Consider the following 21496-nt stretch of genomic DNA (forward strand, 5'->3'; position numbering starts at 1 on the left):
GGGGGGGGGTTTTTGGGGGGGGGGGGGAGCCGATGCGGTGTGCCGCCTGCACCACGATGGCGGTTACCGCGGGCTTGATGCCATAGAACAGGCCTGTTACCAGCGGCATGTCGCCAAAGGCGATGTAGACCCAGGACAGACCGATCAGGAGCAGCAGCGACGGCAGCACGAACAAGGCCCCGGCGACGATGCCGCCCCAGGTCCGGTGCATCAGCCAGCCGATGTAGGTGGCCAGCTGCTGTGCTTCCGGGCCGGGCAGCAGCATGCAGTAGTTCAGCGCGTGCAGGAAGCGTCGTTCGGAAATCCAGCGCCGGTTCTCGACCAGCTCCTGGTGCATGATCGAGATCTGCCCGGCGGGTCCGCCAAAGCTGATGCAGCCGAGCTTGAGCCAGAAGGCGAAGGCCTGCCAGAAGCTGACCGCTGGTGCTGCCGCTGTCACAGTCTGTTGAGTGTTGGCTGGGTTCATCGGGTCGGAGTTTTCTGGTCGAAGCTGGTCGGCAACCCGTCGAATACGGCCGCAGCGGCATTCAGCAGTGGGCCGTCGTTGGTGACGCACGCGCACATGCCCGCCAGCACGCTTTCAATGCCTGCCGCCTTGATGGATGCTATTTTCCGCTTTTCTCAGGCGGCCCCGACCAGGGCTGCGCCGGCCGGTACGACCGCGATCAGGCGCTTGAGTGCCGGCACGCAGGAGCCGCAGCGGGTGCCGCAGCCCAGGCCGTCCTGTAGCTGCAGCAGGCGCTGGGCGCCGTTGCCGTCGCAGTCGGGCAGGGCGCGCCGGATCGCATCCTCGCTGACGTCGAGGCAGGTGCAGATCTGCGGGCTGCGCGCGGCCAAGGCCACCGGCGCCTGGGCGTCGGGCCTGAGCAGCAGGCGGCCGTAGTCCTGCGCTGGCAGTTCGTCCTGCAGCAGGGTCCTGAGCCAGGGTTCGGACCGGCTGTCGCCGGCCAGCAAGAAGGCCTCGACCTGCTGTCTGCTGCCGGCCTGGCTCAGGCGGATCGCCCGGCTGTGCTGGCGCTTGTGGTCGGCGTAGCGCAGCACCTCGGCGCCATCGAGGCCGAGCCAGGCGGCGATGCGCTCGACCAGCGCGGCTGGCGGCGGCTTGGCGCAGGCCGCGCGCAACAGCAGGCCGCTGCGCTCGCGTCCGAACGGCACGCAGCTGGCGAAATCGAACTCGGGCATTAAGGCCCGTAGCTCGCGCTGGACCTCGATCGCGCGCTCCTGCGGCAGCCAGGCCAGTCCCAGCAGCGTCCAGGGCAGCGCTGCCTTCTCGATCCGGACCGCGCAATGCTTGAGCTCGGGCTGCTTGGACAGCGGGCAGCTGGCCGGGGTGGTCAGCGCGTTGACGCCGGCCAGCGGCTGGCCCGCGGCATCGCGCCCGCTGAGCGCCTCCGAGCCCCAGTGCATCGGGATGAAGGCCTGCTGCTGACCGAGTTCGGCGGCGGGCTGCACCGGCAGCACGATGGCGCCGCGCGCGCTGCTGACCCGCACCAGCTCGCCGGCCTGCAGTCCCAGCGCCAGCAGGTCGTCGGGATGCAGGCCGACTGCCGGCTCGGGGACGTGGCCGAACAGCCGGCCCAGCGTGCCGGTGCGCGTCATGCCATGCCACTGGTCGCGCAGCCGTCCGGTCGAGAGCGAGAACGGGTAGCGCGGCGAGCGCGGCTCGGCCACCGGGCGCCAGGCATCGGCCGCGAAGCGCGCCTTGCCGTCAGGCGTGGCGAACATGCCGTAGGAATACAGCCGCGCCTGGCCCTGTGTTGCGCCTTGCGGCAGCGGCCACTGCTGCGGGCCGATCTGGTCGAGCAGGTCGTAGCTCAGGCCCGTGATGTCGAGGTCGCGCCCGCGCGTGCTCTCGCGGTGTTCGAGCCAGGCCTGTTCGGGGGTCTCGAAGCCGAATAGCGTGGGCTGTCCGGGGCGCAGCCGGGCTTCGAGCCGGCGCGCGACATCGCGCGCGATGGCCCAGTCGGGCCTGGCCTGGCCGGCCGGTGCAATCGCCGCGCGCACCCGCGTGATGCGGCGCTCGCTGTTGGTCACCGTGCCTTCCTTCTCGCCCCAGCTGGCTGCCGGCAGCAGCAAGTCGGCATAGTCGCAGGTGGCGGCAGTGGCAAACGCCTCCTGCACGATCACGAATTCGGCCCGCTCGAGCGCGCGCCGCACCAGGGCCTGATCTGGCATTGATTGCGCCGGGTTGGTGCAGGCGATCCACAGCGCCTTGATCTGGCCATCGGCCACGGCCTGGAACAGCTCGGTCGCGGTCTTGCCGGCCTGCGCGGGCAGCTGATCGACGCCCCACAGGCGGGCGATCTCGGCCCGGTGCGCGGCATCGGCCGGGTCGCGGTGGCCGGGCAGCAGCGTGGCCATGGCGCCGACCTCGCGCCCGCCCATGGCATTGGGCTGACCGGTCAGCGAGAAGGGGCCGGCGCCGGGCTTGCCGATCTGGCCCGTCGCCAGGTGCAGGTTGATCAGCGCGGCGTTCTTGTCGCTGCCGCTGCTGCTCTGGTTCAGGCCCATGCAGTAGAGGCTCAGCGTGGCGTTGGACTGCGCGAACCAGCGCGCCGCGGTATGCAGGTCCTCGACGCTGACGCCGCAGCCGCGCGCGACGCGCTCGGGCGTGGCCTGGCGCACCAGATCTTTCAGCGTCTCGAAGCCGCTGGTGTGGCGCGCGATGTAGTCGGGCCGGGTCCAGCCCTCCCACAGCATGATGTGCAGCAGGCCGTGGCAGAGCAGCACATCGGTGCCGGGCTGGATCTGCAGATGCAGGTCGGCCTGCTCGGCGGTCTCGGTGCGGCGCGGATCAACCACGATGATCTTCATGCCGGCGCGCGCGTCCTCGATGCGGCGAAACAGGATCGGGTGTGCCCAGGCCGTGTTGCTGCCGCTGATGAACAGGCAGTCGGTTTGCGCCAGGTCGTCATAGCAGGTCGGCGGCGCGTCCGAGCCCAGCGTGCGCTTGTAGCCCACCACCGCACTGCTCATGCACAGGCGCGAGTTGCTGTCGATCTGGTTCGTGCCGACCAGGCCGCGCGCGAGCTTGTTGAAGACATGGTAGTCCTCGGTCAGCAGCTGGCCCGACAGGTAGAAGCCGACCGCATCGGGCCCGTGCTGTTCGATGATGTCGCCCAGTCGATCGGCTGCCAGCCCGATGGCATCGTCCCATCCCACAGGCTGCGCTGGCGCGCCGCGTTGCAGGCGCTGCATCGGCTGCAGCAGCCGGGCCTGGCGCGTGACGGCTTCGGTCGCCGTCAGGTGCAGGGTCGAGCCCTTGGTGCAGAGCCGGCCGAAGTTGGCCGGGTGCTCGGGGTCGCCGCGCACGCCGGTGATCCGGTCGTGCTGCGACTCGATGATCACGCCGCAGCCGACGCCGCAGTAGGGGCAGGTGGATCGGGTTTCGGCCATGTTGCGCTTTCAGTTCAGTGCCAGCAAGACCTGGCCGTGCTCGACCTTGACCTCGAAGCGGGCGCAGGAGCCGTGGTCGGGCGCGAGCGCCTGCCCGTCCTCGAGCGTGAAGTTCCAGCCGTGCAGCGGACAGGTCACGCGCCGGCCATGCACCAGGCCCTGCGACAGCGGGCCGCCCTTGTGCGGGCATTGGTCAAGCAGCGCGAACACCTCGTCGGCGGCGGTGCGGAAGATCGCGATGTCGCCGCCGCTGGCGCGTTGCACCACGCGCGCACCCAGCCGCGGGATGTCGTCGAGCGGGCAGATGAAGTTCCAGGTCGTCATGTCTTGTCGTCCTTGGGTGGGGTTCAGGCTTCGAGCCGGATCGGGATGAACTGCTGGATGGCGCCGGCCTCGCGCGAGGTCTGCCACGGGTCCTTGGCGTCCTTCAGCGCATCGAGCAGGCGTCCGTGCAGGGCCCGGCGATTGGCCTCGTCCTCGACCACCTGGCGCTTGACCGCGTCCAGGCCGACGCGATCCAGGTAGTGGCAGGTGCGCTCGAGGTACCAGCCCTGTTCGCGGTACAGCTGCAGGAAGGCGCCGGCGTACTCCATGACTTCCTCGTCGGTCTTGACCTTGCAGAGGAATTGCGCGACCTCGGTCTTGATGCCGCCGTTGCCGCCGACATAGAGCTCGTAGCCCGAATCGACCCCGATCACGCCGACATCCTTGATGCCGGCCTCGGCGCAGTTGCGCGGGCAGCCCGACACCGCCAGCTTGACCTTGTGCGGCGCGTACATGTCGAACAGCATCTTCTCGAGCTTGATGCCCATGTCCATCGCGCGCTGGGTGCCGAAGCGGCAATGCTCGGCGCCGACGCAGGTCTTGACGGTGCGGATCGACTTGCCGTAGGCATGGCCCGACACCATGCCGGCCGCGTTGAGGTCGGCCCAGATCGCCGGCAGATCTTCCTTCTTGATGCCCAGCAGGTCGATGCGCTGGCCGCCGGTGACCTTGACGGTCGGCACCTGGTATTTCTCGGCCGCGTCGGCGATGGCGCGCAGCTCGGCTGGCGTCGTCAGGCCGCCCCACATGCGCGGCACCACCGAATAGCTGCCGTCCTTCTGGATGTTGGCGTGCGCGCGCTCGTTGATCAGGCGGCTTTGCGGGTCGTCCCGGGCCAGCTGCGGCCAGCTCGAGATCAGGTAGTAGTTGATGGCCGGACGGCATTTGTCGCAGCCGTTGGGCGTCTGCCACTGCATGAAGTCGAACACCGCTTCCTTGCGGGTCAGGCGCTGGGTGACGATCGCCTCGCGCACGACCTGGTGCGAATGCTCGGTGCAGCCGCAGACCGGCTTGCGGTCGGACGCCGCCGGGCTGTAGGCGCCGCCCAGGGTGCTGGCCAGGATCTGCTCGACCAGGCCGGCGCAGGAACCGCAGGACGAGGCCGCCTTGGTGTGCTTCTTGACCTCGTCGAGGCTGAACAGGCCCTTTTCCTTGATCGCCTGGCAGATCGCGCCCTTGCTGACGCCGTTGCAGCCGCAGACCTCGGCGCTGTCGGGCATCTCGGCGGCCCGGCTGTTGCCAGCGTGGCCGACATCGCCGACCAGGCTCTGGCCGAAGATCAGCTGGTCGCGGATGTCGTGGATGTCGCGCCCGTCCTTGATCAGCTGGAAATACCAGGGGCCGTCGGCCGTGTCGCCGTACAGCACGCCGCCGATCAGCTTGTTGTCCTTGACCACCAGCTTCTTGTAGACGCCGCCATGCGGGTCGTTCAGGATGATTTCCTCGCTGTCGGCCTGGCTGCCCGTGAAGTCGCCGCCCGAGAACAGGTCGATGCCGGTCACCTTGAGCTTGGTCGAGGTCACCGAGCCACTGTAGCGCCCGATGCCGTAGCTGGCCAGGTGATTGGCCGCGACCTTGGCCTGCTCGAACAGCGGTGCGACCAGGCCGTAGGCGATGCCGCGGTGGCTCACGCATTCGCCGACTGCGTAGATGCGCGGGTCATAGGTCTGCAGCGTGTCGCTGACCACGATGCCGCGGTTGCAGTGGATGCCGGCGGCCTCGGCCAGCGCATAGTTGGGCCGGATGCCGGCAGCCATCACCACCAGGTCGGCCGGAATCTGCATGCCGTCCTTGAAGCGCACCGCGCCGACCCGGCCTGCGCTGCCGCCTTCTGGGGCCTGCAGCAGCGCCTCGGTCTGCTTTTGCAGCAGGAACTTCAGGCCCTTGTGCTCGAGCGACTGCTGCAGCATGCGCCCGGCTACCTCGTCGAGCTGGCGCTCGAGCAACCAGGCGCCGTTATGCACCACCGTCACGTCCATGCCGCGCAGCTTGAGGCCGTTGGCGGCTTCCAGCCCGAGCAGGCCGCCGCCGATCACGACCGCATGCCGGTACTGGCTGGCCGCCGCGATCATCTCATCGGTGTCCTGGATATCGCGGTAGCCGATCACGCCGGGCAGCTGGTTGCCCGGTATCGGCAGCCGGAACGGGGTCGAGCCGGTCGCGATCAGCAGCCGGTCGTAGGGCGCTGCGGTGCCGTCGTCGGCGATCACGAGTCGGCGCACGCGGTCGATCTGCGTGACGGTCTTGCCGGTGTGCAGCCGGATGCCGTGCTCGGCATACCAGTCGAGCTCGTTGAGGATGATGTCCTGGATCTGCATCTCGCCCGCGAGCACCGGCGATAGCAGGATGCGGTTGTAGTTCGGGTGCGGCTCGGCGCCGAATACCGTGATCTCGTACTGGTCGGGCGCTATTCTGAGCAGTTCCTCCAGCGTGCGCACGCCGGCCATGCCGTTGCCGATCAACACCAACTTGGGCTTTTCCATCTTGACTCCGTCGCTTGCTGCAGAAAACAAAAAAGGCATCCATGCAAGGTCCACCCGTTGCGGGGTAGAGTTGCAGGGACGCCTTTGTCCTGTTGGCACCCGACCCGTCCTTGGGTAAGCTGCCGAGCCGGTCAGCATTGACCGTTGCCGGATTCAAGCAATAGCCGTGCCAGTCGCTGCCTGTCCAACGGCGGCGTGGCGGCGGGTTGCTGCGTGGTCAGGTCGGGTTCACTGGGCCTCGATCTGGTGCATGGCGCCCGTCAGGCTGTCGTCAGTTGGCCCGCTATGGTGCGCATGGAGCCGCTGCAGGCATGGCGCGGGCAGATTATTTTTGTCGGTAGTGCTAGTTTTGTTCTATCGAATGATGCTGGTGATAGCTTTTATCTAGCGATAACTTGACCTTGGTCGGGCGAATCCTGCAAAAAAGTCCGAAAATCGGCTATTACGGATTTTTGACCGCAAGCAGCGGGGTGGTCCGGCAAAGCACACACGAAAGATGACAGTGAAACGTTTGGACGATTTCCGCTTGCGCCTGGGTGGCGACGAGCTGGTGCCGATCATGATCGGCGGCATGGGCGTGGACATTTCCTCCTCCGACCTCGCGCTCGAAGCCGCGCGTCTGGGCGGCGTGGGCCATATCTCGGATGCGATGATCAAGACGGTGACCGACCGTCGCTACAAGACCAAGTACGTCAAGGCCAAGCAGGCCCAGTACAAGTACAACGTCGACAATACCGACAAGTCGGACGTCAAGTTCGACCTCGGTCACCTGGCCGAAGCGACCAAGCTGCATGTCGAGCACAGCATGACGCGCAAGCAGGGCAGTGGTCAGATCTTCATCAACTGCATGGAGAAGCTGACCATGAACGCGCCGCGCGAGACCCTCAAGGTCCGCCTGTCGGCCGCGCTCGACGCCGGCATCGACGGCATCACGCTGGCCGCCGGCCTGCACCTGAGCAGCTTCGCGCTGATCGAGGACCATCCGCGCTTTCGCCATGCCAAACTCGGCATCATCGTCTCCTCGCTGCGCGCGCTGCAGCTGTTCCTCAAGAAGAACGCGCGCCTGAACCGCCTGCCCGACTATGTCGTGGTCGAAGGTCCGCTGGCCGGCGGTCACCTGGGCTTCGGCATGGACTGGGCCCAGTACGACCTCGCGACCATCGTCGCCGAGATCGCCGCCTGGCTCAAGACCGAGCAGCTCGAGATCCCGCTGATCCCGGCTGGCGGCATCTTCACCGGCAGCGATGCGGTGCGCTTCATGGAGATGGGCGCCTCTGCCGTCCAGGTCGCGACCCGTTTCACCGTCACGCGCGAATGCGGCCTGCCCGACGATTCCAAGCAGGAATACTTCAAGGCCGACGAGGACGACATCGAGGTCAACGAGATCTCGCCGACCGGCTACCCGATGCGCATGATCAAGTCCAGCCCGGGCATCGGCGACGGCATCCGCCCGAACTGCGAGGCCTACGGCTACCTGCTCGACGCCAAGGGCAAATGCGCCTACATCGACGCCTACAACCGCGTCGTGCTGGAACATCCGGGCGAGCGCAAGATCCAGGTCTGGGACAAGACCTGCCTGTGCACCCACATGCGCAACTTCGCGATCTGGACCTGCGGCCAGCTGACCTGGCGCCTGAAGGACACCACGTTGCGCCATGACGACGGCAGCTACCAGCTGCTGAGCGCCCAGCATGTGTTCGAGGACTACCAGTTCAGCGTCGATGACAAGATCGCGCTGCCGGAATCCGAGTTCGACGTCGACTGATCCTGCCGCCGGCCCCGACCGGGGTCCGACCTGAAAAAAACCGCCTTGGCGTAAAGCCGCGGCGGTTTTTTCACGTCCGTGCCGGCGCCAGGGCTCAGGCCGGGTCCATGCCGTTGCGGCGCTTGGCCTCGGCCGTGGCCGGCGAGGCCAGGAAGTCGAGCAGCTCGCGCACGGCTTCGGGCCGGGTCGAGGTCGCGGCGATGCCGGCCGAGAAGGTGGTGGTGATCTGGACCTCGGGCGGCAGCGGGCCGAGCAGGGTGATGCCCTCGAGGTTCATGAGTTCGCTGAGTTGTTGGAAACCGAGCTCGACCGCGCCCTGGGCCACCAGCGCGCCGACCGGCACCCCGGGCGGCGCGGTCACGATGCGGTCGGCGATCTGCTCGGCAATGCCCCAGCGCTCGAACAGCTTGGCCAGTTGCACGCCGCTCGGGCCGGTCGAGTAGCCCAGGGTGCGCGCGGCCAGCACCGCGGCCTTGAGCGCGGCCTCGTTCGAGATATCGGGTTGGGCCGCACCGGCGCGCACCGCCACCGCCACGCCCGAATGCACCAGATCGACCCGGCTGCCAGCCAGCACATGGCCGTCGGCGATCAGCTTGTCGATCGCGTTGGCGGCCAGCGCCACGGCGTCGAAGGCCTCGCCGGCCTGCACCCGCTTGGCCGCATCGACGCCGCCGACCGATTCCACGTTGACTTCTGCGCCGGGACTGGCCTGGGCATGGAGGGCGACGAGATCGGCGAGCAGGGACTTGGTCGCCATGGAGGAGATGACGCGCAGGGCAGAAGTCATGGTGTGAGTGGGCAGTAAAAGGACTGGAGCCCCGCCGTCAGGCGGGACTCAGGACAAAAGCTCGATCCTAGCGGATCAGGCGCCGCCGCCCAGCACCTTGTAGAGCGTGACCTGGTTCTGCCAGTAGGCCAGCCGGGTCTGCGTCAACGCCTGCTGGCTGGCGAACAGCGAGCGCTGGGCATCGAGCCAGTCGAGCTGGCTCGCCACGCCATGCTGCAAGCGCCGCTCGGTCAGCTCGAACCGGCGCGCGTCGGCGGCGGTCTGCGCCTGCTGGGCTTGCAGCTGGCGTGCCAGCGTCTCGCGTCCGGCCAGCGCATCGGCCACTTCGCGGAATGCAACCTGGATCGCCTTTTCGTACTGGGCCAATGCAGCCTCGCGCCCGGCCCGTGCCGAATCGAGCCCGGCCTGGTTGCGCCCGGCGTCGAAGATCGGCAACAGCAGCTGCGGCGCCAGCGTGAAGCCCCAACTGCCGTCCTTGAACAGGCCCGACAGCTCGCCGCTGGCCGAGCCGATGCCGGTCGTCAGCGAGATGCGCGGGAAGAAGGCCGCACGCGCCGCACCGATATTGGCGTTGGCCGCGATCAGCTGCTGCTCGGCCTGCACGATGTCGGGCCGGCGCGTCAGCAGCTGCGACGGCAGGCCGGCGGCCAGGGTCGGCAGCTGCAGCCCGGTCAGCCGTCCGGGCGCCAGCTCGGCGCGCAGCGCGCCATCCAGCGGCTGGCCCAGCAGCAGCGTCAGCGCGTTCTCGTCCTGCGCGCGCTGGCGCTCGAACTGCGCCAGCGTGACGCGGGCGTTTTCCACCAGCGACTCGGCCTGGCTCAGCTCGAGCTCCGAGGTCGCGCCATGCTCGAAGCGCAGCTTGATCAGTCCGAGCGAGGCTTCGCGCGTGCGCAGGGTCTGCTGTGCCAGCTCAAGCTGGGCCTGGTCAGCCAGCAGGGCCAGCCAGCTCTGCGCCACCGCGGCGACCAGGCTGATGCGCACGCTCTGGCGGCCGGCCTCGCTGGCCAGGTACTGGGCCAGCGCCTGTTCCTTCAGGCTGGCCACGCGGCCGAAGAAGTCGAGTTCGTAGGCGCTGACCAGCAGGCCGCCGCTGTAGTTGCTCGTGATGTCGCCCGAGTTGTTCGGTGTGCGCGAGCCGTTGATGGCCAGGCCGACGCCGGGCCACTGCTCGGCGCGCCGCAGGCCGAGCTGGGCCCGGGCCTGCTCCAGGTTGAGCGCGGCCACGCGCAAGTCGCGGTTCTGCGCCAGCGCGGTCTCGATCAGCTGGCGCAGCGCCGCATCGCTGAAAAAGCCCTGCCAGTCCGGCAGCTGGTCGGTCGCCGTGCTGGACGCGGCAGGCTGGGCCGCCGCGCCGGCGCTGGTCGGCCATTGCGTCGGCACCGGCGCGCTGGGTCGCTCGTAGGCTGGCATAAGGCTGCAGCCGCCCAGCAGCAGGGCCGCCGCCAGCGGGGCGAGCAGGGTGGATGAAGTCTTATTCATGGCTGTGGATTCCGGCTTGCTGGCCATGGGCCATGTCGAATTGGTGCTGGCGCTCGCTGCCCTTGAACAGGCTGCGCACGACCACGAAGAACACCGGCACGAACACCACCGCCAGCAGCGTGCCCGTGATCATGCCGCCGATCACGCCAGTGCCGATCGCGCGCTGGCTGGCCGAGCCCGCGCCACTCGACAGCGCCAGCGGCAGCACGCCGAGCATGAAGGCCAGCGAGGTCATGATGATGGGACGGAAGCGCAGGTGAGCTGCTTCGAGCGCGGCCTCGATCACGGTCTTGCCCTGGGCCTGCAGGTCCTTGGCAAACTCGATGATCAGGATCGCGTTCTTGGCCGACAGGCCGATGATCGTGATCAGTCCGACCTGGAAGTAGACGTCGTTGGCATAGCCGCGCAGCAGCGTCGCCAGCAGCACGCCGAGCACGCCCAGCGGCACTACCAGGATCACCGACAGCGGGATCGACCAGCTCTCATAGAGCGCTGCCAGGCACAGGAACACCGCCAGGATCGCGAAGCCGTAGACGATGATGGCCTGCGCGCCGGCGAGCTTTTCCTCGCGCGACTGGCCGGTCCACTCGAAGCCCAGGCCCGGCGGCAGCTGGGCCGCGAGCTGTTCCATCTCGGCCATCGCCGCGCCGGTGCTGTAGCCCGGTGCGGCGCTGCCGCTGATGCGCATGGCCGGATAGCCGTTGTAGCGCACGGTCTGCATCGCGCCCGAGATCCAGCGCGTGCTGGCGAAGGCCGACAGCGGCACGGTCTGGCCGCTGCTGTTGATCACATGCAGCTTGAGCAGGTCGTCGGGCTGCATGCGGGCCGGCGCATCGGCCTGTACCACCACGCGCTGCAGGCGGCCGGCGTTCGGGAAGTCGTTGATGTAGCTCGAACCCAGCGTGGTCGAGATCGTCGCGTTGATCGCATCGAAGCCCACGCCGAGCGCCTGCGCCTTGTCGCGGTCGATGTCGAGCTGCAGCTGCGGCGCGTCCTCCAGACCGTCGGGGCGGACCTGGGTCAGCACCTTGCTCTGGCTCGCCATGCCCAGCAGCTGGTTGCGCGCGCCCAGCAGCACCTCGCGGCCCAGGCCGGCGCGGTCCTGCAGCCGGAACGAGAAGCCCGAGGCCGAGCCCAGCTCGGGGATCGGCGGCGGGCTTAACGGGAAGATGAAGGCGTCACGGATGCCCGACAGCGCACCGAAGGCGCGGCCGGCCAGGTCCTGCGCCGAGCTGCCCGGCGCGTGGCGCTCGGACCAGTCCTTCAGCGTCACGAAGGCGAGCGCGGCGTTCTGGCCCTGGCCCGAGAAGGAAAAGCCCAGCACGCCGACCATGCTCTGGACCTCGGGCTGCTTCAGCATGAAGTCCTCGACCTGCTCCATCACGGCGCTGGTGCGCTCGCGCGTGGCGCCTGGCGGCAGCTGCACGTTGACCAGCAGCGTGCCCTGGTCCTCGTTGGGCAGGAAGGAGGTCGGCAGTCGCAGATAGACCACCGCCGCCACGCCGACGATGACGCCGTAGAGCAGCAGCGAGCGACCGGCGCGCGGCAGCAGCCGGCCGACCCAGCCCTCGTAGCGCTTGGCGCCGCTGGCAAAGCCGCGGTTGAACCAGCCGAAGAAGCCGGTCTTGGCATGCTGGTGGCCGGCCTCGACCGGCTTCAGCAGGGTGGCGCACAGCGCCGGTGTCAGCGACAGCGCGAAGAAGGCCGAGAACGCGATCGACACCCCCATCACGGTGGCGAACTGGCGGTAGATGTTGCCGACCGAGCCGCTGAAGAAGGCCAGCGGCACGAACACCGAAATCAGCACCACCGTGATGCCGACGATGGCGCCCGAGATCTGGCGCATTGCCTTGCGCGTCGCCTGCTGCGGCGACAGGCCTTCCTCGCTCATGATGCGCTCGACGTTCTCGACCACCACGATCGCGTCATCGACCACGATGCCGATCACCAGCACCATGCCGAACATGGTCAGCACGTTGATCGAGAAGCCCAGCGCCAGCAGTGCGGCAAAGGTGCCCAGCAGCGCCACCGGCACCACGATGGTCGGGATCAGCGTGTAGCGCCAGTTCTGCAGGAACAGGAACATCACCAGGAACACCAGCGCCACCGCTTCCAGCAGGGTCTTGGCCACCTGCTCGATCGAGATCTTGATGAAGCGCGAGCTGTCGTAGGGGATCTTCCACTGCATGCCGGCCGGGAAGAACTTCTCGAGCTCGTGCATCTTGGCGCGCACGGCCTCGGCCGTGGCCAGCGCGTTGCCGCTCGGCGAGAGCTGGACGCCGATGCCGGTCGAGGGCTTGCCGTTCAGCCGCGCCGAGGTCGCGTAGGCCTGGCCGCCGAGCTCGATGCGCGCGACATCCTTCAGCCGCACCGCCGAGCCGTCGGGGTTGGCGCGCAGCAGGATGCGGCCGAACTGCTCGACGCTGCTGAGCTGGCCGTTGACCACCACGGTCGCGGCGATGCCCTGGCCGGCGACGTTGGGCAGGCTGCCGATCTCGCCAGCCGAGACCTGGGCGTTCTGGGCCCGGATCGCCGCGTTGACATCGGCCGCGCCGAGCTTGTAGCTCAGCAGCTTGGCCGGATCGATCCAGATCCGCATCGCGCGTTCGGTGCCGAACAGCTGGGCCTGGCCGACGCCGGGCAGGCGCTGCAACTCAGGCACCACGTTGCGCGAGGCATAGTCACCGAGTGCCACCGGGTCCCAGGCCGGGTCGTCCGAGGACAGGATCGCGAACAGCAGGAAGTTGTTGCGCGACTTGTCGACCCGCACGCCTTGCTGTGTGACCGCCGCCGGCAGGCGCGGTGTCGCGCGCGCCAGCCGGTTCTGCACATCGACCTGGGCCAGCTCCGGGTTGGTACCGGGCTGGAAGCTCAGGGTGATGTTGCCCGAGCCGTCGGCCTGTGCCACCGACTCCATGTAGATCAGGCCGGGCGAGCCGTTCATCTCGCGCTCGATCACCGACAGCACGCTGTCTTCCAGCGTCTGCGCCGAGGCGCCCGGATAGGCGGTCGAGACCACGATCGATGGCGGTGCCACCGGCGGATACTGGGCGATCGGCAACTGTGTGATGGCCACTGAGCCCAGCACCATCACGAACAGCGCGATCACCCAGGCAAAGATGGGTCGCTCGATAAAGAATTTCGCCATGTCAGTGACTCCTCAGCGTGCCGCGCCAGCGCCGGCCTTGGCGGGCTCGGCCGGGGCCTTGGCTGCATTGCCTGCGGCTTCGGCTGGTGCTGCTGCCTTGCCGTCCGGCTGGCCTGGGGCGCCTGCCTTCTCCTGCCACGGCACCGGCTTGACCACCTTGGCGCCGCGCAGCTTCTGGAAGCCGTCGATCATGACCTGCTCGCCGGCCTTGAGCCCGTCGAGCACGATCCAGCGCCCGCCCTGCTGGGCGCCGATCTTGACCGGACGCGGACCGAAGCTGCCGTCCTCGGCCACCACCATCACGCTGTCGCCCTGGGTCGAGCGCGTGACCGCCTGCTGCGGCAGCGCGATCGCAGCGCCGGCCTTGGCCTGTTCCAGCCGCACCCGCACATACAGGCCCGGCAGCAGCTGGCCGCCCGGGTTCGGCACCTCGGCGCGCAGCGTGACCTGGCCGCTGCTGCCGTCCACCGTCAGGTCGGAAAACAGCAGCTTGCCGGCGCGCCCATGCTCGCTGCCGTCGGGCAGCAGCAGGCGCACGCTGGCGCCGTCCGAGCCGGCGCGCTTGAGCTGGCCGCTCTCGAGCGCACGCCGCAGCCGCATCGCCTCGTCGGCCGACTGGGTGAAGTTGACATAGATCGGATCGATCTGCTGCACCACCGCCAGCGGCGTGGCCTCGCCCTGGCCGACCAGGGCGCCTTCGGTCACCAGCGCGCGGCCGATCCGGCCCGCGATCGGGGCCGTGACCCGGGTGTAGCCGAGGTTGATGCGCGCGGTCTGCAAGGCCGCCTTGGCCACGGCCACATCAGCCTGGGCCTGTTTCCTGGCCGCCTGTGCGCTGACGAATTCCTGCTGGCTGATCGCCTTGGCTTCGACCAGCGGCTGGTAGCGCTCGGCCAGCGCGCTGGCCTGCATCAGGTTGGCCTCGGCCTTGGCCAGGCTGGCCTGGGCGCTGTCGTGGCTGGCCTGGTAGGGGCTGGCATCGATGGCAAACAGGGCCTGACCGGCCTTGACTTCGCTGCCTTCGCTGAACAGCCGCTGCTGCAGGATGCCGGCGGCACGCGCCCGCACCTGGGCCACGCGCGAGGCCTCGAGCCGGCCCGGCAGCTCGGTGACCAGGCCGACCTCGCCCGGCGTCACGGTCAGCACGCCGACTTCGGGTGGCGGCATGCCGGCGCCGGGGGCGGCCGGGGCAGCGGCCTTGTCGCCGCAGGCGGCGAGCAGGGCGGCCAGGCCGAGGGCGCTGAGGGTGGCGCGCCATTGCGCAGGGCGACGGGGGGAGGCAGGGTGGATCACTGGCATGTCGAGGTCCGGAATGAGCGTGGAAGGGCACACCGGCCATGCGGCCAGGGCAACGCAGGCCAGTATACATACAATTGTGAATGTATAAGGCCAGCTGGCTGTTCCTGAAACCCGATCGAAAGTGACCTCACCCCATGGCCCGCCGCACCAAAGCCGATGCCCTCGAGACCCGACACCAGCTGCTCGATGCGGCCGAGTGCCTGTTCGCCGAAAAAGGGGTGTCGCGTACCTCGCTCAACGACATCGCGCTGGCGGCCGGCGCCAGCCGGGGTGCGATCTACTGGCATTTCAAGAACAAGGCCGACTTGTTCAACGCCATGATGGAGCGCACCACCTTGCCGATGGAGCAGGCGCTGCAGCAGGTCGGGCATGAGCCGGGCCAGGATCCGCTGGCCGAGCTGCGGCGCTCGATCGCCGACGCCATGCACCGCATCGCGCATGACGAGCGCACCCGTCGCGTGTTCGAGGTCGCCACGCTCAAGGTCGAATATGTCGATGAACTGATGGCGGTGCGGGCGCGCCATCGGCGCGTGCAGGCCGACAACGTGAGCCAGATGGAGCGCAGCCTGCAAGAGGCCCTGGTCCAGCGCGCGCTGTCGCTGCCGCTGCCGGTGGCCACGCTTGCGCAGGGACTCTATGCCCTGCTGGTCGGGCTGATCCATACCTGGCTGCTGGCGCCCGAGACCTTCGAGCTCGAGGCCACGGCCGAGGCCTCGGTCCGGGCCTATCTGAGCGGATGGGGGCTGCTGCCGGCGCTGGCCGGCTGAGCCTCAACCCGCCTCGGCTGCCTCAGGCCGCCTTCTCGACATGGCCCTGGCGCGTGTAGAGGAAGTCGATCACGGCCTTGCGGCAGCGCTGGTAGTCCGGGTCGTCGGCCAGCGCGACCCGGTTGCGCGGCCGCGGCAGCGGCACCGGCAGCACCTCGCCGATGGTCGCGGCCGGGCCGTTGGTCATCATCACGATCTTGTCGGACAGCAGTACCGCCTCGTCGACATCGTGCGTGACCATCACCACGGTGCTGCGGGTGCGCGCGACGATCTCGAGCAGCTCGTCCTGCAGCCGGGCGCGCGTCAGCGCGTCGAGCGCGCCGAAGGGCTCGTCCATCAGCAGCACCTGCGGCTCCATCGCCAGCGCGCGCGCGATGCCGACGCGCTGCTTCATGCCGCCCGAGATCTCGCCCGGGCGCTTGTGCGCCGCGTGTCCCAGGCTCACCAGTTCGAGTGCGGCGGCGGTGCGGCTTTTGAGCTGCTCCTTCTTCTCGGTCTTGCCAAAGACGCGTTCGACGCCGAGGTAGACGTTGTCGAAACAGCTCAGCCAGGGCAGCAGCGAATGGTTCTGGAACACCATCGCGCGCTCGGGTCCCGGACCCTTGATCTCCTTGTTGGCGCACAGCAGGCCGCCCTCGGTCGGCGTGGTCAGGCCGGCGATCAGGTTCAGCAGCGTCGACTTGCCGCAGCCCGAATGCCCGATCAGCGCGACGAACTCGCCCTTGGCGATCTGCAGGTCGATGTCGCGCAGCGCCGGAAACAGGCCCTTGGCAGTCTTGAAGGTCTGCGCCACGCCGCTGATGTCGATGAATTTGGCGTCATTGTTCATGGTGGAGGCTCCTAGGGGGGTCAGGACTTGACGTCCTCGTAGCTGAAGGCGCTGGCCAGCTTGATCAGCGCCGCTTCGAGCAGCAGGCCGACGATACCGATCACGAAGATGGCGATGATGATGTTCTTGACGTTGAGGTTGTTCCACTCGTCCCAGACCCAGAAGCCGATGCCGACGCCGCCGGTCAGCATCTCGGCCGCGACGATCACCAGCCAGGCCGTGCCCACCGCCAGCCGCACGCCGGTCAGCATATAGGGCAGCACCGAGGGCAGCAGGATGGTGGTCAGGATCTTCCACTCCGACAGGTTGAGCACGCGCGCCACGTTCAGGTAGTCCTGCGGCACGCGCTGCACGCCGACCGCGGTGTTGATGATCATCGGCCAGATCGAGCAGATGAAGATGGTCCAGATCGCGGCCGGATTGGCGCCCTTGAACACCAGCAGGCCGATCGGCAGCCAGGCCAGCGGCGAGACCGGACGCAGCAGGCTGATCAGCGGGTTGAACATCCGGCCCAGCAGCACCGAGCGCCCGAGCGCGAAGCCGGCCGGGATGCCGACCGCCGCCGCCAGGCCAAAGCCCAGCGCGACCCGCTCCAGCGAGGCCAGCAGGTTCCAGCCCACGCCCTGGTCGTTCGGACCCTTGCGGTAGAACGGATCGCTGAACAGCTCGACCGCCTGGCGCCAGGTCTCGAGCGGACCCGGGATGCCGCTGCCGGTGGACTGCGCCACCAGCATCCAGACCAGCACCAGCAGGCCCAGGCCGAACAGGGGTGGCAGCACCGCGAGCGCCAGGCTGCGTCCGTGGCCGCGCCAGTCGCGCCCCGGCTTGGGCTCGGCGCGGACCGGTGCCGGCGCGGCCGTCACCGCCGCAAGGGTGCCGGGCAGGCTGGAGGGGGAGGCGGTCGAAGCGGCCGAAGCCTCGAGCGGGGAATGGAAGACTGCGCTGACCATGGTGATGCTCCTCGGTGGGCGGCTTTCAGGCCTTGATCTTGAAGGAATCGGCGTACTGCTTGGGGTTCTTGCCGTCCCAGACCACGCCGTCGATCAGCTTGCTGCTGCGCAGCTCGCTCTTGGGCAGCGCAGCCTTGGCGGCGGTCGCGGCCTGCTTGTAGAGCTCGACCTGGTTGATCTGCTTGGCCACGCCCAGGTAGTCGGGATGGTCCTTGAGCAGGCCCCAGCGCTTGTGCTGGGTCAGGAACCACATGCCGTCGCTCAGGTAGGGGAAGTTGGCCGCGCCCTCGTTGTAGAACTTCATGTGGTTCGGATCGTCCCAGGACTTGCCCATGCCGTTCTGGTAGCGACCCAGGATGCGCTGGTTGATCGCGTCCACGCTGGTGTTGACATAGCTCTTGTCGGCAATGGTCTCGGCCATGCGCGTCTTGTTCGACAGGCTGGCATCGATCCACTGGCCGGCCTCGATGATGGCGGCGGTCACCGCGCGCGCGGTATTGGGGTACTTCTTGACGAAATCGCCGGTCGTGCCGAGCACCTTCTCGGGGTGGTCCTTCCAGATCTCCTGGCTGGTGGCTGCCGTGACACCGATGCCGTCGATGATGGCGCGGTGGTTCCAGGGCTCGCCGACACAGAAGCCGTCCATGTTGCCGATGCGCATGTTGGCGACCATCTGCGGCGGCGGCACCGTGATGACCTTGGCGCCCTTGATCGGGTCGATGCCATGCGCGGCCATCCAGTAGTAGAGCCACATCGCGTGGGTGCCGGTCGGGAAGGTCTGGGCGAAGGTGTATTCGCGCGGTTCGGCCGCCATCAGCTTGGCCAGGCCGGCGCCGTTGACGGCACCCTTGTCGGCCAGCTTCTTGCTCAGCGTGATGGCCTGGCCGTTCTGGTTCAGGTTCATCAGTACCGCCATGTCCTTCTTCGGGCCGCCGAGCCCCAGGTGCACGCCGTAGATCAGGCCGTACAGCACATGGGCGAAGTCGAGCTCGCCGTTGACCAGCTTGTCACGCACGCCGGCCCAGCTCGATTCCTTGGTCGGGATGATCTTGACCCCGTGCTTCTGGTCGAAGCCCAGCACGCTGGCCATCACCACGCTGGCGCAGTCGGTCAGCGGAATGAAGCCGATGCGCACTTCCTTCTTTTCTGGTGCATCGGAGCCGGCGGCGTGCACCAAGGCGCGCAGTGCGGGCGAGATGCCCGCAGCCCCCACGGTGGCGGCTTGCAGCACGGTGCGGCGGCTCAGCGGGTGGTTGGCGAGGTGGATCATGGCAACACTCCTGTAGACAAGAAAAACAAAAAAGACGTCCTCATGCTGCAGTCGGCCAGAGGCCATGGCTGCAGATGGGGACGTCTTTGTCCGGTTTGGATCTGTTGCACCCGCCCTTGGGTGCCGTCGATCCGTCGACCTTCCTTGGTCTTGCAATCAGTGAAGCAGGATGCGTGCCAGCTTTCAGCCCAGCAGGTCGATCACGTCGAGCATGCGCTGCGCGACCTCGTACAGCCGCAGGCCCTTGTCCATCGCGGTCTTGCGCAGGCGGGCATAGGCCTCGGGCTCGCTCAGGCCCTGGCGCTGCATCAGCAGGCCCTTGGCCCGCTCGATCGTCTTGCGCTCCTTGAGCTCGGTGCGCGCGCTGTCGAGCTCGGCGCGCAAGGTCTGCTCATGCTCGAAGCGCGCCAGCGCGACGTCCAGAATGGGGCGTATGCGCGCGGTCTCGAGCCCGGCGACGATATAGGCCGTGACACCGGCCGCCACCGCGTCGCGCACATGCGAGGTATCGCTGTCGTTGGTGAACAGCACGATCGGGCGCGGCGCCTCGCGCGTGGCCATCACCACATGCTCGAGCGCATCGCGCGCCTCGCTCTCGGCATCGACGATCACCAGATCGGGGCGCAGCTGCGCCAGTCGCTCGGTCAGGAACGGGTCGGCCGGCAGCACCGCGATCAGGTTGTAGCCGTTTTCCAGCAGGCCGATGCGCAGCGCACGCGAGCGCTCGGCCTGTTGCAGTGCCTGCGGATCGTCGTCAGCGACGCTGAGGTCGGGTGCCACGACGACAATGCGCAGCGATTCGCTCATGCCGGCGTACCGCTCTGCGTGGCGTTGCCAGGGCTGGCCGCCGCCAGCCAGGCTGTGGCCGTGCGCAGCACCGTCTCGACCGTGCCGGGCGCCAGCCGGGTCGTGCGTGGCGCAGCGGCAGGCGTGCTCGTGACGGCGTAGGCCTGCCGTTGTGTCAGCTCCTGCTGCATTTCCTGCAGCAGGTGGCGCTCGACCTCGCGCAACTCGTTCATGCGCCGGCTGCAGCTGCGAAACCAGAGCTCGCCCATTCCCTGCCCCAGCGGCGCCTGGTCCGGGCTGTCGGCCAGCTGCTGGCGCAGCCGCTCGAGTTCGGCCTGGGTCTCGTGCTGCAGCGAGTCACTGAGGCGCTTGCGCGCGCCGGGTCGGGCGCGGCTGATGAAGGCCGAGGCGCAGCGATGCTGGGCATCGATCAACTGGACGATGCGCTGCCAGACCCGCGCATCGTGACGGCCCGAGGCGTACAGGCCGGCACCGCTGGCGCGCTCCTGACCGCTGTATTCCTTGCCCCACATCAGCTGCAGCAAGGTGGTGAGCTCTTGAGTCAGAGCGGGTTCGGGCAGGGCCTGGGCCGCGGCCTCGACCAACTCGAGCAGTTGCGCCAGCAAGGCGCAGTAGGCGTCGAACATCTGCTCGCGGGTGCAGCGCAGCAGCAGCAGGCAGCGCCGCATCGGCAGCAGGTCGGCCAGGCCGGGCGAATTCAGCAGCGCCAGGCCGAGCCGCGCTAGCTCGACCTGGCCCGGGTCCGCCGTCGGTGGCAGGGCAGCGAGTCGCAGCAACTGGCGGCGCAGCGCCTGTTCGGCTTCGTCGCTCAGGCGCAACTGTTCGCGCAAGGCCGCCGCGTAGCTTTCGCCCACGCTGCTCAGCAGCAGCTGGCCCAGGCCGCGCTCGCGCTGCAGTTCGTCGATCAAATCGGTGCAGCGCTGCACCAGTTCGATGCATGACAGCGGCCACTCCAGTGCGTTGGCTGTCTGCTGGCGCAGGGGCGCCAGATACCCGGTCTCTTGCCTCATGCTTGCTCCCCCCCGATTGCGACAAAACTGTCGGTTTCATCAAGCAAGTTCCGCGCCATTGCGACGCGCTTACACTCGCCCCATGTTGATCCTCGGAATCGAATCCTCTTGCGACGAAACCGGCGTGGCGCTGGTCGATGCCAGCGGCAGCGCCGTGCCGCGCCTGCTCGGCCACGCGCTGCACAGCCAGATCGAGATGCACCAGGCCTACGGCGGCGTGGTGCCCGAACTCGCCAGTCGCGACCATATTCGCCGCGTGCTGCCGCTGACCGAAGCCGCCCTGCAGCAGGCCGGGCTGGCGCTCGACGCGGTCGATCTGGTGGCCTACACTCGCGGCCCGGGTCTGGCCGGCGCGCTGCTGGTCGGCGCTGGCGTCGCCTGTGCGATCGCGGCGGCTTTGAATAAGCCCACGCTCGGTGTGCACCACCTCGAAGGCCATCTGCTGTCGCCCTTCCTGAGCATCGATCCGCCCGAATTTCCCTTCATCGCGCTGCTGGTCTCGGGCGGCCATACCCAGCTCATGCGCGTCGACGGTGTCGGCCGCTACGAGTTGCTCGGCGAGACCATCGACGACGCGGCCGGCGAGGCCTTCGACAAGTCGGCCAAGCTGCTCGGCCTGGGCTACCCCGGCGGTCCCGCGCTGTCGCGCCTGGCCCAGCAGGGCGACCCCGAAGCCTTCAAGCTGCCGCGCCCGCTGCTGCACAGCGGCGACCTCGACTTCTCGTTTGCCGGGCTCAAGACCGCCGTGCTGACCCAGGCCAAGAAGCTCGGCGATGAGCTGGCCGCGCGCAAGGCCGACCTGGCGGCCTCGACCCAGGCCGCCATCGTCGAGGTGCTGGTCAAGAAATCCGTCGCCGCGCTCAAGCAGTCGGGCCTGAAACGCCTGGTCGTGGCCGGTGGCGTCGGCGCCAATGCCAGCTTGCGCGAGCAACTCAATCTGGCCTGTGTCAAGCGCGGCTGGCGCGTGCACTACCCCGAGCTGCACCTGTGCACCGACAACGGTGCCATGATCGCGCTGGCCGCCGGCATGCGGGTCCAGGCCGGCCTGACCGATGCGGCCGGTACCGGTTATGCCTTCGACGTTCGCCCGCGCTGGCCGCTGGCCGAGCTGTCGCCGCCGACCTGAAATCGTCCGCTTCCTGCATCCGGCGGGCCCGCGGCTCAGCCGGGATGCGGCTTTTC

15 protein-coding genes and 1 pseudogene are annotated in these 21496 nt (G+C 68.3%); 3 read left to right on the forward strand and 13 right to left on the reverse strand.

Annotation, left to right across the window (positions count from 1 at the left end; genetic code table 11):
* From C6P61_RS08175 to nirB, 4 genes and pseudogenes are all read right to left on the reverse strand, one after another.
* The coding region (locus tag C6P61_RS08175) for a chromate transporter (protein WP_146115004.1) at nt 1–466 on the reverse strand (466 nt) is incomplete at its 3' end.
* A 155-nt stretch (nt 467–621) separates the two neighbouring features.
* Nucleotides 622–3396: a nitrate reductase gene (locus tag C6P61_RS08180; protein WP_105729442.1), complete on the reverse strand. Its 2775-nt coding sequence runs from the start codon at nt 3394–3396 to the stop codon at nt 622–624.
* Nucleotides 3345–3720, reverse strand: a pseudogene (nirD, locus tag C6P61_RS08185) (nitrite reductase small subunit NirD). Before nirD ends, C6P61_RS08180 begins: the two are co-directional and overlap by 52 nt.
* A gap of 23 nt (nt 3721–3743) precedes the next feature.
* On the reverse strand, nt 3744–6203 hold the full coding sequence (gene nirB, locus C6P61_RS08190; protein ID WP_105729444.1) for a nitrite reductase large subunit NirB: 2460 nt from the start codon (nt 6201–6203) through the stop codon (nt 3744–3746).
* Nucleotides 6204–6705: 502 nt separating this feature from the next.
* On the opposite strand from nirB, the gene C6P61_RS08195 reads away from it, so the two are divergent.
* Nucleotides 6706–7968: a nitronate monooxygenase gene (locus tag C6P61_RS08195; protein ID WP_105729511.1), complete on the forward strand. Its 1263-nt coding sequence runs from the start codon at nt 6706–6708 to the stop codon at nt 7966–7968.
* Between the two features lie 94 nt (nt 7969–8062).
* Here the strand turns inward: C6P61_RS08195 and C6P61_RS08200 are convergent, their stop codons facing one another.
* The 4 genes from C6P61_RS08200 to C6P61_RS08215 all read right to left on the reverse strand — a co-directional run bounded on the left by C6P61_RS08200 (nt 8063) and on the right by C6P61_RS08215 (nt 14681).
* The gene (locus C6P61_RS08200; protein ID WP_105729445.1) at nt 8063–8755 is read right to left on the reverse strand and encodes a substrate-binding domain-containing protein; all 693 of its coding nucleotides are present in this window, start codon (nt 8753–8755) and stop codon (nt 8063–8065) included.
* Nucleotides 8756–8830: 75 nt separating this feature from the next.
* A complete protein-coding gene (locus C6P61_RS08205) occupies nt 8831–10234 on the reverse strand; it encodes an efflux transporter outer membrane subunit (protein ID WP_105729446.1) in 1404 nt (467 codons plus the stop codon).
* Nucleotides 10227–13382, reverse strand: a complete 3156-nt coding sequence (locus C6P61_RS08210) for an efflux RND transporter permease subunit (RefSeq protein WP_105729447.1) — start codon at nt 13380–13382, stop codon at nt 10227–10229. Before C6P61_RS08210 ends, C6P61_RS08205 begins: the two co-directional genes overlap by 8 nt.
* A 12-nt stretch (nt 13383–13394) precedes the next feature.
* The gene (locus C6P61_RS08215) at nt 13395–14681 is read right to left on the reverse strand and encodes an efflux RND transporter periplasmic adaptor subunit (RefSeq protein ID WP_105729448.1); all 1287 of its coding nucleotides are present in this window, start codon (nt 14679–14681) and stop codon (nt 13395–13397) included.
* 134 nt (nt 14682–14815) lie between these two features.
* Here C6P61_RS08215 and C6P61_RS08220 point away from each other — a divergent pair, with 134 nt between their 5' ends.
* Nucleotides 14816–15448, forward strand: coding sequence for a TetR family transcriptional regulator (locus C6P61_RS08220; RefSeq protein ID WP_105729449.1), 633 nt, complete (start codon nt 14816–14818; stop codon nt 15446–15448).
* Nucleotides 15449–15470: 22 nt separating this feature from the next.
* Here the strand turns inward: C6P61_RS08220 and C6P61_RS08225 are convergent, their stop codons facing one another.
* The 5 genes from C6P61_RS08225 to C6P61_RS08245 all read right to left on the reverse strand — a co-directional run bounded on the left by C6P61_RS08225 (nt 15471) and on the right by C6P61_RS08245 (nt 20314).
* Nucleotides 15471–16277 (reverse strand): ABC transporter ATP-binding protein, encoded by an 807-nt coding sequence (locus C6P61_RS08225; protein WP_105729450.1) that lies wholly within the window; start codon nt 16275–16277, stop codon nt 15471–15473.
* 20 nt (nt 16278–16297) lie between these two features.
* Complete coding sequence (ntrB, locus tag C6P61_RS08230; protein WP_105729451.1) at nt 16298–17227, reverse strand: nitrate ABC transporter permease; 930 nt, start codon at nt 17225–17227, stop codon at nt 16298–16300.
* Between the two features lie 25 nt (nt 17228–17252).
* A complete protein-coding gene (locus C6P61_RS08235) occupies nt 17253–18497 on the reverse strand; it encodes a CmpA/NrtA family ABC transporter substrate-binding protein (protein ID WP_105729452.1) in 1245 nt (414 codons plus the stop codon).
* A 183-nt stretch (nt 18498–18680) separates the two neighbouring features.
* Entirely contained in the window at nt 18681–19304 is a 624-nt protein-coding gene (locus C6P61_RS08240; protein ID WP_105729453.1) for an ANTAR domain-containing response regulator, read from the reverse strand.
* A complete protein-coding gene (locus C6P61_RS08245) occupies nt 19301–20314 on the reverse strand; it encodes a nitrate- and nitrite sensing domain-containing protein (RefSeq protein ID WP_105729454.1) in 1014 nt (337 codons plus the stop codon). The genes C6P61_RS08240 and C6P61_RS08245 overlap by 4 nt, the downstream gene beginning before the upstream one ends.
* Before the next feature lie 82 nt (nt 20315–20396).
* On the opposite strand from C6P61_RS08245, the gene tsaD reads away from it, so the two are divergent.
* On the forward strand, nt 20397–21440 hold the full coding sequence (gene tsaD / locus C6P61_RS08250; protein WP_105729455.1) for a tRNA (adenosine(37)-N6)-threonylcarbamoyltransferase complex transferase subunit TsaD: 1044 nt from the start codon (nt 20397–20399) through the stop codon (nt 21438–21440).
* Nucleotides 21441–21496: the final 56 nt, after the last annotated feature.

The sequence above is a fragment of the Malikia spinosa genome, from assembly GCF_002980625.1.
Taxonomy (GTDB): Bacteria; Pseudomonadota; Gammaproteobacteria; order Burkholderiales; family Burkholderiaceae_C; genus Malikia; species Malikia spinosa.

Coding starts and splice junctions, on each gene's coding strand:
- tsaD (WP_105729455.1), top strand. CDS start 20,397: ATGTTGATCCTCGGAATCGAATCCTCTTGCGACGAAACCGGCGTGGCG.
- C6P61_RS08245 (WP_105729454.1), bottom strand. CDS start 20,314: ATGAGGCAAGAGACCGGGTATCTGGCGCCCCTGCGCCAGCAGACAGCC.
- C6P61_RS08210 (WP_105729447.1), bottom strand. CDS start 13,382: ATGGCGAAATTCTTTATCGAGCGACCCATCTTTGCCTGGGTGATCGCG.
- C6P61_RS08205 (WP_105729446.1), bottom strand. CDS start 10,234: ATGAATAAGACTTCATCCACCCTGCTCGCCCCGCTGGCGGCGGCCCTG.
- C6P61_RS08180 (WP_105729442.1), bottom strand. CDS start 3,396: ATGGCCGAAACCCGATCCACCTGCCCCTACTGCGGCGTCGGCTGCGGC.
- C6P61_RS08215 (WP_105729448.1), bottom strand. CDS start 14,681: ATGCCAGTGATCCACCCTGCCTCCCCCCGTCGCCCTGCGCAATGGCGC.
- C6P61_RS08240 (WP_105729453.1), bottom strand. CDS start 19,304: ATGAGCGAATCGCTGCGCATTGTCGTCGTGGCACCCGACCTCAGCGTC.
- C6P61_RS08220 (WP_105729449.1), top strand. CDS start 14,816: ATGGCCCGCCGCACCAAAGCCGATGCCCTCGAGACCCGACACCAGCTG.
- nirB (WP_105729444.1), bottom strand. CDS start 6,203: ATGGAAAAGCCCAAGTTGGTGTTGATCGGCAACGGCATGGCCGGCGTG.
- C6P61_RS08235 (WP_105729452.1), bottom strand. CDS start 18,497: ATGATCCACCTCGCCAACCACCCGCTGAGCCGCCGCACCGTGCTGCAA.
- ntrB (WP_105729451.1), bottom strand. CDS start 17,227: ATGGTCAGCGCAGTCTTCCATTCCCCGCTCGAGGCTTCGGCCGCTTCG.
- C6P61_RS08200 (WP_105729445.1), bottom strand. CDS start 8,755: ATGACTTCTGCCCTGCGCGTCATCTCCTCCATGGCGACCAAGTCCCTG.
- C6P61_RS08225 (WP_105729450.1), bottom strand. CDS start 16,277: ATGAACAATGACGCCAAATTCATCGACATCAGCGGCGTGGCGCAGACC.